The 16,335-nt window shown below is 67.5% G+C and carries 17 protein-coding genes and 1 tRNA gene; 6 read left to right on the plus strand and 12 right to left on the minus strand.

All coding sequences use genetic code 11. The features are described from left to right. Positions 1 to 37: 37 nt before the first annotated feature. Entirely contained in the window at positions 38 to 1,468 is a 1,431-nt protein-coding gene (gene tig, locus AC1RLU_RS07490) for a trigger factor (protein ID WP_492794784.1), read from the minus strand. 90 nt (positions 1,469 to 1,558) lie between these two features. Then, positions 1,559 to 1,643 (minus strand) — tRNA-Leu (locus tag AC1RLU_RS07495). 189 nt (positions 1,644 to 1,832) lie between these two features. On the opposite strand from AC1RLU_RS07495, the gene AC1RLU_RS07500 reads away from it, so the two are divergent. Next, positions 1,833 to 3,269 (plus strand): multicopper oxidase family protein, encoded by a 1,437-nt coding sequence (locus tag AC1RLU_RS07500; protein ID WP_492794785.1) that lies wholly within the window; start codon positions 1,833 to 1,835, stop codon positions 3,267 to 3,269. Between the two features lie 9 nt (positions 3,270 to 3,278). Here AC1RLU_RS07500 and AC1RLU_RS07505 read toward each other — a convergent pair whose 3' ends face one another. The 3 genes from AC1RLU_RS07505 to AC1RLU_RS07515 all read right to left on the minus strand — a co-directional run bounded on the left by AC1RLU_RS07505 (position 3,279) and on the right by AC1RLU_RS07515 (position 5,743). Beyond that, positions 3,279 to 3,803: a gluconokinase gene (locus AC1RLU_RS07505; protein WP_492794786.1), complete on the minus strand. Its 525-nt coding sequence runs from the start codon at positions 3,801 to 3,803 to the stop codon at positions 3,279 to 3,281. Between the two features lie 4 nt (positions 3,804 to 3,807). Next, entirely contained in the window at positions 3,808 to 4,794 is a 987-nt protein-coding gene (gene gnd, locus AC1RLU_RS07510) for a phosphogluconate dehydrogenase (NAD(+)-dependent, decarboxylating) (RefSeq protein ID WP_492794787.1), read from the minus strand. A 79-nt stretch (positions 4,795 to 4,873) separates the two neighbouring features. Then, positions 4,874 to 5,743 (minus strand): helix-turn-helix domain-containing protein, encoded by an 870-nt coding sequence (locus tag AC1RLU_RS07515; RefSeq protein WP_492794788.1) that lies wholly within the window; start codon positions 5,741 to 5,743, stop codon positions 4,874 to 4,876. Between AC1RLU_RS07515 and AC1RLU_RS07520 the strand changes: the two genes are divergently transcribed. From AC1RLU_RS07520 to rpmG, 5 genes are all read left to right on the plus strand, one after another. After that, the gene (locus AC1RLU_RS07520) at positions 5,742 to 6,152 is read left to right on the plus strand and encodes a DUF2000 family protein (protein WP_492794790.1); all 411 of its coding nucleotides are present in this window, start codon (positions 5,742 to 5,744) and stop codon (positions 6,150 to 6,152) included. The two genes, AC1RLU_RS07515 and AC1RLU_RS07520, sit on opposite strands and share 2 nt — an antisense overlap. 423 nt (positions 6,153 to 6,575) lie before the next feature. Continuing rightward, positions 6,576 to 8,942, plus strand: a complete 2,367-nt coding sequence (gene rnr, locus AC1RLU_RS07525; protein WP_492794792.1) for a ribonuclease R — start codon at positions 6,576 to 6,578, stop codon at positions 8,940 to 8,942. Further along, positions 8,942 to 9,388 carry a DUF983 domain-containing protein gene (locus AC1RLU_RS07530; protein WP_492794793.1) on the plus strand — a complete coding sequence of 149 codons (447 nt, stop codon included), beginning with the start codon at positions 8,942 to 8,944 and terminating at the stop codon, positions 9,386 to 9,388. Before rnr ends, AC1RLU_RS07530 begins: the two co-directional genes overlap by 1 nt. Continuing rightward, positions 9,385 to 10,119: an NUDIX hydrolase gene (locus AC1RLU_RS07535; RefSeq protein WP_061963740.1), complete on the plus strand. Its 735-nt coding sequence runs from the start codon at positions 9,385 to 9,387 to the stop codon at positions 10,117 to 10,119. The genes AC1RLU_RS07530 and AC1RLU_RS07535 overlap by 4 nt, the downstream gene beginning before the upstream one ends. Positions 10,120 to 10,258: 139 nt before the next feature. Continuing rightward, complete coding sequence (gene rpmG, locus AC1RLU_RS07540; protein WP_038367996.1) at positions 10,259 to 10,426, plus strand: 50S ribosomal protein L33; 168 nt, start codon at positions 10,259 to 10,261, stop codon at positions 10,424 to 10,426. A gap of 130 nt (positions 10,427 to 10,556) precedes the next feature. Here the strand turns inward: rpmG and AC1RLU_RS07545 are convergent, their stop codons facing one another. From AC1RLU_RS07545 to AC1RLU_RS07575, 7 genes are all read right to left on the minus strand, one after another. Further along, the gene (locus tag AC1RLU_RS07545) at positions 10,557 to 10,871 is read right to left on the minus strand and encodes an I78 family peptidase inhibitor (protein WP_061963742.1); all 315 of its coding nucleotides are present in this window, start codon (positions 10,869 to 10,871) and stop codon (positions 10,557 to 10,559) included. Positions 10,872 to 10,959: 88 nt separating this feature from the next. Beyond that, positions 10,960 to 11,646 carry a DUF2161 domain-containing phosphodiesterase gene (locus tag AC1RLU_RS07550; protein ID WP_492794795.1) on the minus strand — a complete coding sequence of 229 codons (687 nt, stop codon included), beginning with the start codon at positions 11,644 to 11,646 and terminating at the stop codon, positions 10,960 to 10,962. 197 nt (positions 11,647 to 11,843) lie between these two features. Beyond that, positions 11,844 to 12,965, minus strand: a complete 1,122-nt coding sequence (locus tag AC1RLU_RS07555) for a mandelate racemase/muconate lactonizing enzyme family protein (protein WP_492794797.1) — start codon at positions 12,963 to 12,965, stop codon at positions 11,844 to 11,846. Positions 12,966 to 12,995: 30 nt separating this feature from the next. After that, entirely contained in the window at positions 12,996 to 13,355 is a 360-nt protein-coding gene (locus AC1RLU_RS07560; RefSeq protein ID WP_061963748.1) for a RidA family protein, read from the minus strand. 67 nt (positions 13,356 to 13,422) lie between these two features. Then, positions 13,423 to 14,787 carry an FAD-dependent oxidoreductase gene (locus AC1RLU_RS07565; protein ID WP_492794798.1) on the minus strand — a complete coding sequence of 455 codons (1,365 nt, stop codon included), beginning with the start codon at positions 14,785 to 14,787 and terminating at the stop codon, positions 13,423 to 13,425. Next, positions 14,784 to 15,116, minus strand: a complete 333-nt coding sequence (locus tag AC1RLU_RS07570; protein ID WP_492794800.1) for a (2Fe-2S)-binding protein — start codon at positions 15,114 to 15,116, stop codon at positions 14,784 to 14,786. The genes AC1RLU_RS07565 and AC1RLU_RS07570 overlap by 4 nt, the downstream gene beginning before the upstream one ends. After that, entirely contained in the window at positions 15,106 to 16,242 is a 1,137-nt protein-coding gene (locus AC1RLU_RS07575) for an NAD(P)/FAD-dependent oxidoreductase (protein ID WP_492794801.1), read from the minus strand. The genes AC1RLU_RS07570 and AC1RLU_RS07575 overlap by 11 nt, the downstream gene beginning before the upstream one ends. Positions 16,243 to 16,335: the final 93 nt, after the last annotated feature.

A 16,335-nucleotide genomic window follows, 5' to 3' on the forward strand; every position in this document is an offset into this window, starting at 1 on the left:
GGCGGCGCGATAGCTGTCGTTAAGGTTGCCGTGAGGCTCAGGCGGAGGCGTCGTCGGCCTTGGCTTCAGCCTTCTTCGCCTTCTTGGCGGCGGCCTTCTTCGGCTTGGCCTCGGCGGTGTCCTCGGCGTCCTCGTCGGCGTAGAGCGCCTCGCGCGAAACCGTCTGGTCCTCGACCTTCACCTGGCCGAGCAGATGGTCGACGACCTTCTCCTCGAAGATCGGGGCGCGGATCTCGGCGAGAGCCTGCGGGTTCTTGCGATAGAACTCCCAGACTTCCTTCTCCTGGCCGGGGAAGGAGCGGGCGCGCTCGATCAGGGCCTGGGTGACCTCGTCATCCGAGATCTGGACCTTGGCCTGCTCGCCGATCTCGGCCAGCACGAGGCCCAGACGCACGCGGCGCTCGGCGATCTTGCGGTAGTCGGCGCGGGCGGCGTCCTCGGTGGTGTCCTCGTCGGCGAAGGTCTTGTTGGCCTGCTTCATGTCGGCTTCGACCTGGCCCCAGACGCTGGTGAACTCCTGCTCGACCAGGGTCGGCGGCAGCTCGAAGGCGTATTTGCCGTCGAGCGCGTCGAGCAGGCCCTTCTTGAGCTTGCGGCGCGACTGGGCGACGAAATCACGGCCGATCTGCTCGCGCACGGCTTCCTTGAGCTTGTCGAGCGACTCCAAGCCGAAGCCCTTGGCGAGCTCGTCATCGATCTTGACGGCGTCCGGCCCCTGGACGTCGGTCACGGTGACCTCGAACTCGGCCGGCTTGCCGGCGAGGTTCTCGGCCGCATAGTTCTCGGGGAAGGTCACCTTGACGGTGCGGGTCTCGCCGGTCTTGGCGCCTTCGAGCTGCTCCTCGAAGCCCGGGATGAACTGGCCGGCGCCGAGATCGAGCGGGATGCCCTCGCCCGTGCCGCCGTCGAACTTCTCACCGTCGAGCGTGCCGACGAAGGATATGATCAGGCGGTCGCCCTTCTCAGCCTTGGCCTTCTCGCCCTTCGAGGTGTAGCTGCGGTTGCCGGCAGCCATGCGCAGAAGCGCGGCATCGACATCGGCGTCCGGAACCTCGGCGACCGGCTTCACCAGCGAAACGTCCGAGAGGTCGGCGAGCTCGATCTTCGGCAGCACTTCCAGCGCGACGGTGAAGGCGAGATCGCCCTTGGCCTCCATCGCGGCCTCGATCTCTTCCTTGTTCTCGGGGAAGCGGATCTGCGGCTCGAAGGCGAGCTTCAGGTTGTTGTCGGCGACGATCTTCTGGTTCGCCTCATTGACGGCGTTCTGCAGCACGTCGGACATGACCGAGCGGCCATAGAGGCGGCGCAGATGCGCGACCGGCACCTTGCCCGGGCGGAAGCCGTTGATCTTGGCCTTGCCCTGGAGGTCCTGGAGGCTGCCATCGAGCCTGGTCTTCAGGTCGGCGGCGTTCAGCACCACCTGGAATTCGCGCTTGAGGCCCTGGGACAGGGTTTCGGTCACGTTCATTTTTGTACCGCCAACAGCTCGTTTACGTCTCAATGTCCAAAGCGCGACGCCGGTTCGACCGCCGCCGCGCTCGCGAAAAAACTAGACCGATGGTGCGGGCGGAGGGACTCGAACCCCCACGACTTTCGCCGCTGGTACCTAAAACCAGTGCGTCTACCAATTCCGCCACGCCCGCCGGTCCGATAGCGCTGCGCGCGAGCAAACGCAGCGCGGCCATCGTCAAGTCGCAGGCCTATACGCATTTCGACCGGGCCATGCAGCAAAAAAATGACGGTTCTGCAAAACAGGCGCTGCGCCGGACATTTCGCCGGGGGACCCGAACCGGCTCTCGCCAGAGCGGGCCGCCCGGATTATGCGGTATGGCATGACGAAACCGCCCGCCGCCTCCCCGCTCCCGCTCACGCGTCGCCAATGGCTGGCGGGGCTCGGCGGAGCCTGCCTGATCGCGCCCTCAGCGGGTTTCGCGCAAGCTCCCGCCCCGACCACCAAGCCGGCAAGCGAGCCGCAGCGGCGGACGCTCGTCGCCGCGCCAGCGAAGGCAAGGCTGCGTCCGTCACCGCCGGTCGATACGGAAATCTGGACATTCGACGGCAGCACGCCGGCCCCGCCCCTGCGAATCAAGCAGGGCGAAACGCTGGCCGTGAAGCTCGAGAACAAGACGACGGCCCCGCTCGACCTGCACTGGTACGGCCTGCGCGGCGAGGCCGAACGGGATGGCGCCGCCAGCTTCACGCGCCCGCCCATCGCGCCGGGAGAGACCGGCGAGTTCCGGATCACGCCGGCGGATTCGGGCACCCTGCTCTATCGCCCGCTTCGGGCCGGCAGTTCATCCGAACCCGCTGGCCGGGGCCTGAGCGGCCTCGTCATCGTCGAGGAGAAGGAGCCGCCTCCGGTCGATCTCGACCTGCCCGTCCTCATCACCGACTGGCTCCTCGGCGACGATCAGGCGCTCCAGCCCTTCGTGCAGCAAGGGAATGCCTCGGCTTCGGCCGGGCGCCTCGGCAGTTGGCTCACCGTCAACGGCCGCTCGCCGCCGCAGCCGATCTCGGCCCGGCCCGGTGCGCGGATTCGCCTCAGGCTCGCCAATGCCTGCAATGCCCGGATCATGCGATTGCGCTTCGACGGCGGAAAGACGACCGTGATCGCGGTCGACAGCCAGCCGACCGAGAGTTTCGAGCCTGTGCGCTCGCAGCTGCCCTTCGCGCCGGGTACCCGCTACGATGTGATCCTCGACCTGCCGATCGAGGTCGGTGCCGCCGTCAATGTCAGCGCCCTGATCGGTGGCGGGCTGCCGCTGGTCCGGATCGTGACGGCGGGGCAGCCGCAGGTTCCGCCCGCAGCCATGCCCGCCCTGAAGCTCAACCCTGCCCTGCCGCTGGGCGTTCGGATGCAGGACGCGCTCCGGCCCGCGCTCGTCATCGAAGGCGGCGCCAGACTCACCGAGGACCAGAAGCTCGATTTCACAGGGCTCGATCTTGCCAGCCCCTGGCGGGTGAATGGCGGCACCGGCTCCTTCGAAGGCAAGCCCCTTTTCAGCGTCAAGCGCGGCACGCCGATCGTGATGGCGATCGACAACCGCACCGCCTTCGTCCAGCCGTTCCACGTCCACGGCCACAGCTTCCGGCTGCTGCATCCGCTCGACGACGGCTGGGAGAACTATTTCCTCGACACCGTGCAGATCCCGGAACGCAAGAAGCTGCACATCGCCTTCATCGCCGACAATCCCGGCCGCTGGCTGATCTCGTCGACGGTGCTGGAGCGCTTCGACCTCGGGCTATGGAGCTGGTTCGAGGTGACGTGAGGCCGCTCCTCAGAGGCCCAGCCGATCGACCACGTCCTGCACGATCGCGTCCTTGCTGTCCTCGACCGAGACGACCAGCGGCTTCTCGTCCGCACCCGGCTCCTCCAGCGCGGCGAACTGGCTGTCGAGCAGGGCCGGCGGCATGAAATGGTGCTGGCGGGCGGCCATGCGCCGGCCGATCAGCTCGCGCGAGCCCTTGAGATAGACCAGCGTGACATCCGGCCGGTCGCCGACGATCACCTGCCGATAGGCGCGCTTCAGCGCCGAGCAGGTGACGATGCCGTGCTCGCCCTTGGCCCGGAGATCGTCGATCCAGGCGGCGATCGCCGCGAGCCAAGGCTTGCGATCCTCGTCGTTCAGCGGCGTGCCGCCGGCCATCTTGGCGACGTTCTCGGGGGGATGGAAGGAATCGGCGTCGCGGAAGGGCCAGCCGAGGCGCTCCGCCAGACGCTCGCCGAGCGAGGTCTTACCGGAGCTCGCGACGCCCATGACGACGATGACGGCCGGGCGGCCGCCGCCTGCTGCCTCTGCCACCGTATCAGCCCTGCTTCTTGGGTTCGACATGGCCGCCGAAGCCGGCGCGCATCGCCGAGAGGATCTTCTCGCCGAAAGTGTGGTCGACGCGCGAGCGGAAGCGCGCGAACAGGGCCGAGGTCAGCACCTCGGCCGGGGTCGCGGTCTCGACGGCGGCATCGACCGTCCAGCGACCCTCGCCGGAATCCGAGACATTGCCTGTATAGGAGGAGAGCTCCTCGTCGGCAGCCAGTGCCTCGGCCGTGAGATCGAGCAGCCAGGAGGTGACGACCGAACCGCGGCGCCAGACCTCGGCGATCTCGGCGACGTCGAAATCGAAGCCGTATTCGGCCGGCAGGCCTTCCTTGGCCGAGGCATTGCGCAGGAGGTCGAAGCCCTCCGCGAAGGCCTGCATCATGCCGTATTCGATGCCGTTATGGACCATCTTGACGAAATGGCCGGAGCCGGTCGGGCCGCAATGGAGATAGCCCTGCTCGCTCGTCGGGTTGCGGCCCTCGCGATGCTTGGTCGGCTCGATCTCGCCCTTGCCTGGCGCCAGCGTCGCGAAGATCGGCTCCAGCCGGTCGAAGGCTTCCTTGTCGCCGCCGATCATCAGGCAATAGCCGCGATCGAGGCCGTGGACGCCGCCGGAGGTGCCGATATCCATGTAATGGATGCCCTTGGCCGCCAATTCCTTGCCGCGGCGGACATCGTCCTTCCAGAAGGCATTGCCGCCGTCGATCAGCGTATCGCCCTCGCCGACGAGGCCCGCGAGTTCGGCCAGGGTCGCCTCGGTGATCTTGCCCGCCGGCAGCATCACCCAGATGGCGCGCGGCGCCTTGAGCTTGGCGACCATGTCCTTGAGATCGCTGGCCAGCGTCGCGCCATCGGCGGCAAGCGCCTGACCCGGCTTCGGATCACGATCATAGACCACGCATTCATGGCCGGCGCGCATCAGGCGGCGCACGATGTTGCCACCCATCCGGCCGAGGCCGATCACTCCAAGCTGCATGTCAGATACTCCGCAAAGCCGGCTTTCGCTGCTTCAAGCATGGAGGCGGCGGGCGGGGCAAGCCGATGCGACGCAGGTCTCAACCCCGGATTTGCTGCTGCAAGGCCCGCCAACGCCCCGGCGTGACGCCATAGGCGCGGCGGAACTGGCGGGTGAAATGGCTCTGATCGGCGAAGCCACAGGCGAAGGCCAGGTCAGCCAGAGGCGTGTCCTCCGCCAGCATGCGACGGGCACGGTCGAGGCGACGCATCACGAGGTAGTTATAAGGGCTGGTCCCGAAAGCCGCGCGGAACTGGCGCGCCAAGGTGAAGCGATCGAGCCCTGTCATGGCTTCCAGGCGGCTCGAATAGACGGTCTCGGCGGTGTGCGCGTCGAGATAGTCCCGAGCGCGCTCAAGGGCCCTGTTTTCGAGCCGCGACGGACGAGCACGCGCCGCCGAGGGATCGAGCGCCAACAAGGCCTGCGCCAGCCGTTCGAGGAGATCATCGACCGCCAGAGGATCGAGCGGTTGATCGAGATCGCGCAGCGCGCGGGCGATCGCCGCGACCAAACGCGGCTCCTGTGAAACCGCTGTAGATATGAAGGGCAGTGCCCGGCCGCCCTCGCCCATCGCCTGCCGGATCAGGCGCGGCTCGACATAGAGCATGCGGTAACGGAAGCCGCTCTCGATGCCGGAGCGCCCGTTATGGACCTCGTCGGGATGCAGGACGATGGCGTGGCCACCGAGGCTGTCGCGCCTTGCGCCGCGGTAATCGAAGGATTGCACGCCCGACAGCGTCAGCCCGAAGGCATAGGTGTCGTGGCGGTGCGGATCATAGGCATAGCCCCGGAAGAACGCTTCCATGCGCTCGATGCCATCAGCGCCGGCGCCGAGCCGGACCCAGTCCTGCTCAGGCCCGCACGATCGTTCAAGACGGGCCTTGCCGGCCTCGGTTAGCGATGCGTCCATGCGTTACGATACCAAGATAGCCATCGTGGTTCGCGATGATCTCGCAACCTGGCAAAAACTCAATGTCGCCAGCTTCCTCGCCGGCGGTCTCGCTGGAGCCTCTCCGGAACTCGCGGGCGAGCCCTACCGGGATGCATCCGGCCGCTTCTACGGGCCGCTGATCCGCCAGCCGATCCTGATCTTCGCGGCAAGCGCAGCGGAGCTCACGACTATACTCCAACGGGCGCAGCAGCGCGGCGTCCGGCCGCATCTCTATACGAAGGACCTGTTCGCAACCGGCAATGACATGGACAACCGCGCCGCTGTCGCTGCGGTTGCGACGGATGCACTCGACCTCGTCGGTCTCGGCCTGCATGCCGAGCGCAAGGAGATCGACAAGATCACCAAGGGGCTGAAGCTGCACGGATAACCGCTTGCAACGCATGCTGTTCGCGCAGACTTGCCTGCCTCACCCCTGTGCAATACGCGGATCGCTCTCCGCATTCACGGTCTGGATCGCGACTTTCGTCGTGCTCATCCAGTGCATTTTTTGGCATTTACGAGTCCCCGAGAATCGCCTTAGCCTCCTTCTTGTCGGTAACAACTGAAAGGAGGTGATCCAGTGTCTCATTGTCATCAACCGCTGGTGCAAGGCGGGCGGATCTGGACCTCTTCTTGCTGGGGTTTCTATTCCGCGTGAGTTTTCGCACCTTCAGATCCGGTTCGCCGGGTCGCGGTTCGGCAATGGAAGGGCAGCTCGCAAGGGCTGCCCTTCTTGCTTTCAGGCCGCCAAAGCTGGCGCCCGGCCGCAAGCCGTGGCAGACAGGCGGCGTGTCACGCTTTTCCCTGCCCAATGCCCCGAGTACCGGCCGTGTCCGTTCCTGATCCGAGCCGCGAGGCCATTCTCGACTTCATCGAGGAAGAGCGCGCTGCCGGCCGCGAGGTCGGCCGCCGCGAGATCGCGAGGGCTTTCGGGCTCGATGGGGGCGGCAAGATCTGGCTGAAGCGCCTGCTCAAGGAGATGGCGGAGGAAGGCGAGATCGGCGGCGACGGCAAGGAGCGCCCGGTCCATCCGCGCGGCGCGCTGCCGCCCGTGCTGCTCTCCGAGATCAAGCGCCGCGACCGCGAGGGCGACCTCGTCGCCCAGCCGCTGGAATGGGACGAGGCGGAGAGCGGAGCGCCGCCGCAGATCCTGATCGAGCGCAGCCGCGAGGGACGCCGCAAGGACAAGTCGGCCGGGCCTGCGCCGGGCGTCGGCGATCAGGTCATCCTCAAGCTGACGCGGCTGCGCGGCGTCGAGGGCTTCGGCTATTCCGGCCGGGTGCTCAAGGTGATGGGCAAGGCCAAAGCGGCCGTGCTCGGCATCTTCCGCGCCCTGCCCGACGGCTCCGGCCGGCTGGTGCCGATCGACAAGAAGGCGCAGGGGCGCGAGGCGATCATTCCGAAGGGCCGCACGGCCGAGGCGCAGGACGGCGACCTCGTCTCCGTCTCCTTACGCCGCGAGAGCCGCTTCGGCCCGCCGGAGGCGCATGTCCGCGAGCGGCTGGGCTCGATCAAGTCGGAACGTGCCGTCAGCCTGATCGCAATCCATGCCCATGGCATTCCGCATGAGTTCCCGCCCGCCGCCCTTCAGGAAGCCGCGAATGCGCCGCTTGCCAGCCTGAAAGGCCGCGAGGACTGGCGCGAGCTGCCGCTCGTCACCATCGACCCAGCCGACGCCAAGGACCATGACGACGCGGTCCATGCCGTGCCGGACGACAACCCGGACAATCCCGGCGGCTTCGTCGTCACCGTCGCCATCGCCGATGTCGCGGCCTATGTCACGCCGCATTCGGCCCTCGACCGCGAGGCGCTGGAACGCGGCAACTCGGTCTATTTCCCCGACCGCGTCGTGCCGATGCTGCCGGAGCGGATCTCGAACGATCTCTGTTCCTTGCGCGAGCACGAGGACCGGCCGGCGCTCGCCGCCCGGCTCGTACTCAAGGCCGACGGCTCGAAGAAGAGCCATTCCTTCCACCGCGTGCTGATGCGCTCGGCGGCGAAGCTCTCCTATCAGCAGGCGCAAGCCGCCATCGACGGGCAGACCGACGAGAAGACCGCGCCGATCCGCGAGAGCGTGATGATGCCGCTCTGGGCGGCCTATGGCATTGCGGCCCGCGCCCGCGACCAGCGCCAGCCGCTGGAACTCGACCTGCCCGAGCGCAAGCTGATCCTGAAGCCCGACGGCTCGGTCGATCGCGTCATCGTGCCGGACCGGCTCGCCGCGCATCGCCTGATCGAGGAATTCATGATCCTCGCCAATGTCGCGGCGGCCGAGACTCTGGAAAAAGCCGGCAGCCAGTTGATCTATCGCTGCCATGACGAGCCCTCGCTGGAGAAGATGCGGGCGCTCGGCGAAGTGCTGGCCTCGATCGGCATCAAGCTGCCGCAGGATGGGGCACTCAGGCCCGTGCTGTTCAACCGCATCCTCGGCATGATCAAGGGCTCGGAGAACGAGACGCTGATCAACGAGGTCGTGCTGCGCACGCAGGCGCAGGCCGAATACGTCGCCGAGAATTATGGGCATTTCGGCCTCAATCTGCGCCGCTACGCCCATTTCACCTCGCCGATCCGGCGCTATGCCGATCTGATCGTGCACCGCGCCCTGATCACGGCGCTGAGGCTCGGCGACGACGGCCTGCCGAAGAGCACCACGCTTGCGGAGCTGCGCGAGGTTGCAACCCGCATCTCAGCGGCCGAGCGGCGCGCCATGGCGGCCGAACGCGAGACGACCGACCGGCTGATCGCGCATTTCCTCGCCGACCAGATCGGCGCGAGCTTCGACGGGCGCATCGGCGGCGTGCACAAGGCCGGCCTGTTCGTGAAGCTCGACGGCACCGGCGCCGACGGCTTCATTCCGGCCTCGACGCTGGGCGGCGACTACTACCGCTATGACGAGGCCGCGCATGCGCTGATCGGCGAGCGTACCGGAGAGAGCTGGCGCCTCGGCGACCGCGTCCATGTCAAGCTGGTCGAGGCTGCGCCGGTCGCGGGCGCCCTGCGCTTCGAACTGCTTTCGGAGGGACGCGTCGTGGCGACGGGACGCACCGGCAAGCGGCGCGGCGGCGCAGTCCCCTTCGGGACGAGCCGGCCGGCGAGCTTCGGCAAGAAGGGCAAGCCGGGCGGCAGTGGCTTCGGCAAAAGCAAGCCGGGCAAGAGCAAGCCCGGCAAGAGGCGGTGATGGGCGTCCAGATTCACAGCGCGGAGGCGCATCTCGACGCGCGCGACTGGCGCCAGGCGATCGCGCGCGGCTTGAAGGGCCGCTGCCCGCATTGCGGGAGGGGCCGGCTGTTCCGCGCCTTCCTGAAGCCGGTCGACACCTGCGAGGCCTGCGGCGAGGACCTGCATCACCAGCGGGCTGACGACCTGCCGCCCTATATCGTCATCACCATCGTCGGCCATATCATCGTCGGCGGCCTGCTGCTGGCGGAGAAATTCGGCGACTGGCCGATGTGGCTGCACATGGTCGTCTGGCCGGCGCTGACTCTGATCCTGTCCATCGCAATGATGCAGCCCGTGAAGGGCGGCGTCGTCGGCCTGCAATGGGCCGTGCGCATGCACGGCTTCGGCGGCGAGCCCGACCGGCCCGAACGCCAGCCCCTGCCTTCTTCGGAATCACGTTCATGACCGATCACACCGTCACCCTGACCCAGGCCGAGCGGGCGCGCACCACCGCCAACCAGCGTCCCAAGGACGCCGCGACCATGATGATCCTGGATCGCAGCGGTGCGCGGCCGAAGGTGCTGATGGGCAAGCGGCATGCGGGCCACAAGTTCATGCCGGGCAAATACGTCTTTCCCGGCGGGCGGGTCGATGCCGGCGACCGGCTGATGGCCGCGACCGGCGCGGTGCCGCAGATCTGCGAGGACCGGCTCGGCAAGCGCTGCCTGCGCCCCAGCGCCGCCAAGGCGCGGGCGCTGGCGCTGGCCGCCATCCGCGAGACCTTCGAGGAAACCGGGCTGCTCTTCGGCTCCGACGAGTTCGGCGCGCCGGAAACCGCGCCGGCCGGAAGCTGGAGCGACTTCGCGGCGCAGGGCGTCTTCCCCGACCTGTCGGCCGTCACCTTCGTCGCCCGCGCGATCACCCCGCCGCGCCGGCCGAAGCGCTTCGACACCCGCTTCTTCGCGATCGACGCCTCCGCCGTCGCCAAGCGGATCGACGGCATCATCGGCCCCGATTCGGAGCTGGTCGACCTGGTCTGGGTCGATTTCGACGAGGCCAAGGAGCTCGACCTGCCGACGATCACCAAGGTCATCATCCAGGAAGTCGAGGCCCGCATCGAGGGCGGCTTCGCGCCCTATCTGCCGGTCCCGTTCTATTGGGAGAAGCGCGGCAGCTTCGTGCGCGAGGAGCTTTGAGGGCCATTCGCGTCGCCAAGCTATTCTTCCTTGACTTCGCCGGCCCGTTGCGGCATTCCCCGCGCTGACGGTTTGCCGGGTTCGCCCGGCCATTTTCTTTTCCGAGGGCCTCTGGCCCGCATGGCTCGAGGATAGACCCATGGCCAAGGCCGTGACGATCAAGATCAAACTGCTTTCGACCGCCGACACCGGCTTCTTCTACGTGACGAAGAAAAACTCGCGTACGATGACCGAGAAGATGTCGAAGAAGAAGTACGACCCCGTCGCGCGCAAGCACGTCGAGTTCAAGGAAACCAAGATCAAGTGAGGCCATAGCCTCCCGATCTGATTTCGCTTTGAAAAACCGCCCTTTCGGGCGGTTTTTTCGTTTGGAGCTTCAAGGTCGCGGCGGCCGGATCAATCGCCGCCGCATCCCTAAGAACGCCGCCGCCTCGCGCCTACCCGCAATAGGCGCGGACGATCCTGCCGGTCTTCGGATCGGTCTCGATCGTCACCCGCTCCTTGCGATAGTCCATCGTCACGCCCTGCCCCGGCCGAATCTGCCGGACGATCGATGCGCCCGTGACCTGCTGGGCCTCGGCATCACTGATGCGCCCCTTGCCCGCCAGCGTCTCGGCCGCATCTTCCCGGCATAGGCCGGGCAAGCCGGGCGCAGCTCCCACAGGAGCCTGCTGCGCATCGCTCTGGCAGGCCGCGAGCATCAGTGCGGCAAGCGACAGGGTTCCAGCGGCAAGACATCTCCGACCAGACATCGAGGCAATTCCTTTCATCGCAATGGAATGACGCCGGAAGGCTCTACAAGCGCCATGCGGCGCATCCATGGCGGGCGGCCGAGCCCGTTCAGACGACCATGGCCGACCCATCCGGGCTGGCGGGAAGCTGGGGCCGCCACATCGCCAGGGCGCTGCGGCCGGCTTCGGTGAGCGCGTAGACGCCGCGCCCGGACCGCTCGAACCAGCCATAGACGTTGCGATGCAGGATCTTCTGGGCGTCCGGGCAGGAGGGCTTGAGGTCCCGCGGCCGCTTCGGCTCCCCGGCCATCGCCGCGGCACAGGCCAGCGCCTGCTGGCGATAGGCCGTCATGATCGGCCTGCGCGTGCCGCCGCCCATCGCCGGATCGCCCTGGCGGCGCTTGTGCTCATCCACCAGCCGCGAGCGCCGGCGCGGGTCCTTACGCGGCGTGGGCGCCACCGGAGACACCAGGATATCGACATGTCCGGACTTGGAGACCCCGAGCAATCCGAAGCCGAGTCGCCGGCAGAGGTTGCGATAGCGCGGATCGCTTTCGCGCCCCTTGCCCCTGGCGGAGAGCTGGGCTGCGAGCCAGATCTCGTCGCCGAGGCTCATCCGGTCGACGCCCTGCAGGATGAGCTCGAGATTGAAGCTCAGCTTCAGCTCGCCGATCACCACGACGGACGGATCATCGTCGCGCAGGCCGACGAGATCGCAATGCCCGATCTCGCCCTTCACGGCGTAGCCGAGCCCTTCGAGGAAGCGCTTGACGGGCAGATAGAGCGATGTTTCCACATCCACCTCCGGACAACAGAACGGCATAGATGCCAGACAGTCGTTTCGGAGAGGCAAACGGGCCGAGGCCGACCGGGATCTGGCCGTCACAAATCAGCAGATCGCGAGCCGCCTTTTGCCAAAGGGGGCTGCTTTCATCTCGACCGCCTGGGATCGTCTTGCGGCAAGCCGCTGAAAGGCTTTCCCTCGCCGCGTCCTCAGGCGCGCACCACCCGCGTCGCGATCGCCAGCCCTGCCAGCGCCATCTCGTCGATTTCGACGCCAAGCCCCGGCGCTTCCGGCACCTGATAGCCGTCTCCGACGATCATCGGCCCCTGCCGGACGAACTGGCTGCGCGAGGGCGGATTGTCGTTCTCGTAGGATTCGAGGATCACGAAATTGGGCACCAGCGCCGCCAGCGTCACCGATGCGGCGATCGCAACGGGTCCGTGCGGATTATGCGGCACGACGCCGATATTGTAGGTCTCGGCCGCGTTGGCGATCTTGATGGCCTCGGTCAGCCCTCCGACGCGGATGATCGAGGGTTGCACCAGCCCGACCGCCTGCCGCTCGATGATCTCCGCGAATTGCCGGCGGGAATGCAGCCTTTCTCCGAAGGCGATGCGGGTCCGCGTGGCCGATGACAGCCGTGCCAGCGCGTCCGCGCTCTGGAACTCGGTCGGCTCCTCGACGAAGACGAGGTCGCAATCGGCCACGCCGGAGCAAAACTGCGCCGCCGAGGCCCAGTCGAGCCGGCGCCAGAGATCGACCATCAACCCGATCGACGGGCCGACGGCGTCGCGAACCGCCCGCACCTCCGCCACCGCCTTTGGCACGTCGTGCTGCCGAACGCGATACTGGAGCTGATCGGCGGTCCCGAACGGATACCATTTCAGGGCGGTGGCGCCGCGCGAAACAGCGTCCTGCGCCTTCCGGATCAAGTCCTGCGTCGACCGGTATCCGGCCCACCACTGATTCAGGTAGACGCCGACGCGATCCCGCACGGCGCCGCCGAGGAGCTTGTGCACCGGCAGGCCGTAGGCCTTGCCGGTGATGTCCCACAGCGCCTGGTCGATCGCGGCGAGAGCCGCCATGCTGCTGGCGCCCTCGCCCCAATAGACCTTGTCCTTGAGCAGTGCCCAATGCTTCGCGACCGTGGTCGGATCCTGCCCCGCTATGGCCCGAAAGCCTTCCTCGATACCGGCGGCGACAGACGGCCAGCGATGGTCGAGCGTCGCCTCGCCGAAACCGACGATGCCCCGGTCGGTCTGGATGGCCGCGTAGAGGTAATGCTTGTTGGCATCCGCGAGCACATAGGTTCGCAGTTCGGCGATTTTCATGGCCCGTCCCCTACGCCCTGCTCCGTGCGATTACCGGCCGGCCGCGGCCGTCACGATGATCTCGACAAGGACGTCCGGCGCCCCCATCTCGCACTGAGCCGTCGCGCGGGTCGGCGCGGCGTTCGGTGCGGTCCAGGCATTCCAGATCTCGTTCATGCCCTCGAAATCGCGAGCGAGGTCCTTGATCCAGATCTGCGCGGTCAATACGCGGCTCTTGTCGGTTCCCGCCCTGGCGAGGAACTGCTCGATCTTTTCGAGCGTCTGCCGGGTCTGCCCCTTGATGTCCTGGCTGCGATCGTCGGCGGTCATGCCGCCGACATAGACGACGCCGTTGTAGACGACGACGCGGCTGCGGCGCGGATCGGTTTCGATGCGGACGATGTCGTTCATGGTCTTCTCCTTGTGGTGAAATGGGGGACGGGAATTCAATCGACGTGGTGAAATGGGGGACGGGAATTCAATCGACGAAGTCGCCGAGCATGACCGGCTTGATCGGCGCCCTGATGCGGTAGTAGCCCACGTCGTCAGGGGTCGCGCCGCGCGCCTCGGCGATGATCTCCGTCACCGTCAGTCCGCACAGACGCCCCTGACAGGGCCCCATTCCGCAGCGGCCGAACGCCTTCGTCTGGTTCGGGCCGCGGCAGCCGAGCTCGACATAGCCGCGGATCTGCCCAGCCGTGACCTCTTCGCACCGGCAGACGATGACCGCAGGGTCGCGCGGGATGCGGTTCGCATCGGCCGGCCGGTAGAGGCTGTTCAGGAAGCGCCGGATATGGCTTTGCCGTTCGAATAGAGCCAGCAGCGCCGCGCGCCGGCCGGAGTCGACGGCGCGGCCGGTATGCTCCGCGACGGCGAGCGCCGACAGCCTTCCCTGGGTCGCCGACGCCTGCGCACCGACGATCGCCCGGCTGTCTCCTGCAACGTAGATCGGCGTTTCGCCCAGCCGGCCCCAACGGTCCGTCTCGGGCAACCAGCACAGCTGTTCGCCGTCCCAGCGATGGGCCGCCCCCGTCGACCATGACAGTTGCGTATTCGGCACGACGCCCTGATGCAGCAGGACCAGCGAAGCAGGCAGCGTCACCCGCCGACCGCGATGGAGAAAGGAGAGGCCCTCGGCTTGCCGCTCACCCTGGATCGCGAGATCGCTCGCGGCAGAATAGAACCTGACTCCGTTCCGGCGCAGCGTCGCGACCAGCTTGAGGCCCTTGGCGAGATCGCGCCAGCCGCGCACGGCACCGACACCGTGCCGTATGGCGCCCAGATAGCCCGACCCTGCCGTCGTATCGACGATGGCCGCGATCGTCACGCCGGCACGGAGATATTGCCAGGCGAGGAGGTAGAGCAGCGGCCCGCAACCGGCTAGGACGACCGGCCCGCTGGGCAGGGCGCCGGAGCCTTTCAGCAGGATCTGTGCGGCGCCTGCCCCCAGGACGCCGGGAAGCGTCCAGCCCCTGATCGGAAACGGCCGTTCCATGGCGCCGCTGGCGAGCAGCACGGCCTTGCCGACGACCTGTCGCGATCGTCCATCCGCGACGTAGTCCACGGCACCGTTCGGCGCGACGTTCCAGACGGTCGCTCCCTGCAGATGCCCGGCACCGCTGCCGCGGAACTCGGCCGCGAGACTGCGCCCGGCCTCGTAATCCTTGCCGAGGACCGCGATGCGATCGGCGGGCGCGGCTTCGATATTGCGATAGATCTGCCCGCCGAGCGCCGGCTGTTCGTCGAGAACGATCACGGAGAGACCGAGCGCGCGCGCCTCGCAGGCCGCAGCCATGCCCGCCGGCCCGCAGCCGACGACGACGAGATCCGCCGCAGCGCTCATGGCTCTTCTCCGGGGCTGAATTCATCGAGATGGGCAGCACCGAGCTGGCGCGCGACGACCATCCCTTCGTGGACGGGAATCAGGCAGCTTTGCCGCGCCGGCACCCCGTCGATCTCGACGAGACATTCGAAGCAGACGCCCATCATGCAGTAAGGCGCGCGCGGAACACCGCCGACGACGCTCGACCGGAATTCCCTGACGCCGCCGACGAGCAGGGCCGCGGCAACCGTGATGCCGGCCGGAACCCGCAAGGGCGTGCCCTCGAAGACGATCGTGACCGAGGCGCCGGCCGGCGCGCCCGGCACGGTGAAGAGCGGTTCAATGGCCATGGGAGAAGCTCGCATCGGCGTCGAGGAAGCGATCGCCGGTGAACACCTCGAACCCGGCCGGCACCTGCGAGAGACCGGCCATCCAGGGGCCGACGACGTAGCAATGGGCCGCCGCGAGCGTGACGCCGCTATGGCTGGTGGCGAGGAAGGCCCCCGGGCAGGACGCCGATTCCTGGTAGATCGGGTAGCCGTCCGGAGTCAGCGGCCGCAGGGCGCCCCACGCCCGGACAAGGCGCGCGCGCGCCAGGGCCGGAAAGGTTTCGACCGCGCGGCGTGCCAGTACCTCGATCTTGTCGGTCGTCGTGCCGTCGTCGAGGCCGACATCCTCGGAGGTCGAACCGATCTGGACGCTGCCCTCCCGCGTCTGCCGGCACTTGTTCGTGGGGTAGTCGAGGAACGGCTTCAGCCGCTCGGTGATGAGAACCTGGCCGCGCGTGGATGCGATGGGGGCGTACAGGCCGACCTGCGCGGCCAATCCGGCGTTGCCGAGCCCTGCCGCCAGCACGATCCGGTCGCTCTTCCAGCTCTGGCGATCCTGCGAGACCGCCTCGAAGGACCCGCTGGCGGGATCGTGCCTGATCTCGGCAATGTCGACGCCAGTGATCACATCCGCCCCGCGATGGCGAAGCGCGGCATGCAGGCCGCGCAGCAACATCAGGGGATTGGCGTGGCCGTCGAGCGGGCAGAAGCTCCCGCCCACCACGGCCGGCCCGATCCCGGGGAGATATTGCCGGAGCTCGGAGGGGTCCATCATCTTGAAGGGGATGCCGCCGACCTCGCGATCGATCCGTTCCAGAAGATCGGCGCGCGCCCTGACATCGGCATGGTTGAAGCCCAGCCAGAAGCCCCCCGGCTGTTCGAGACCGGCGTCGACATCGGTCAGATCGACCAGTTCCTTCTGCAGGTTCGGCCAGAGCTTCAGCGCATCGCGGCTCCAGCTCGCGTAGCGGGGCATCTTGCCGCCCTTGCTCGAGACCCAGACCAGGCCGAAATTGCCGCGCGAGGCGCGAAACGCGGTATCTCCCTGGTCGAGAACGCGGACGCGCATTCCCGCCCGCAGTGCTCCGTAGGCAATGGCGGCCCCGACAAGCCCGCCCCCTACCACCGTCATCGTCTGGTTGCTCATGTCCGCAACTCCGGTCCAGGCCGGCTTTCGTCTCGAATTTCGGGCGCAACTGTCCTGCCGGCGCCGATCGGGCGACCGGTCGGGACGGTCGTT

It is taken from the genome of Allobosea sp. GW822-FHT05A11, assembly GCF_058800455.1.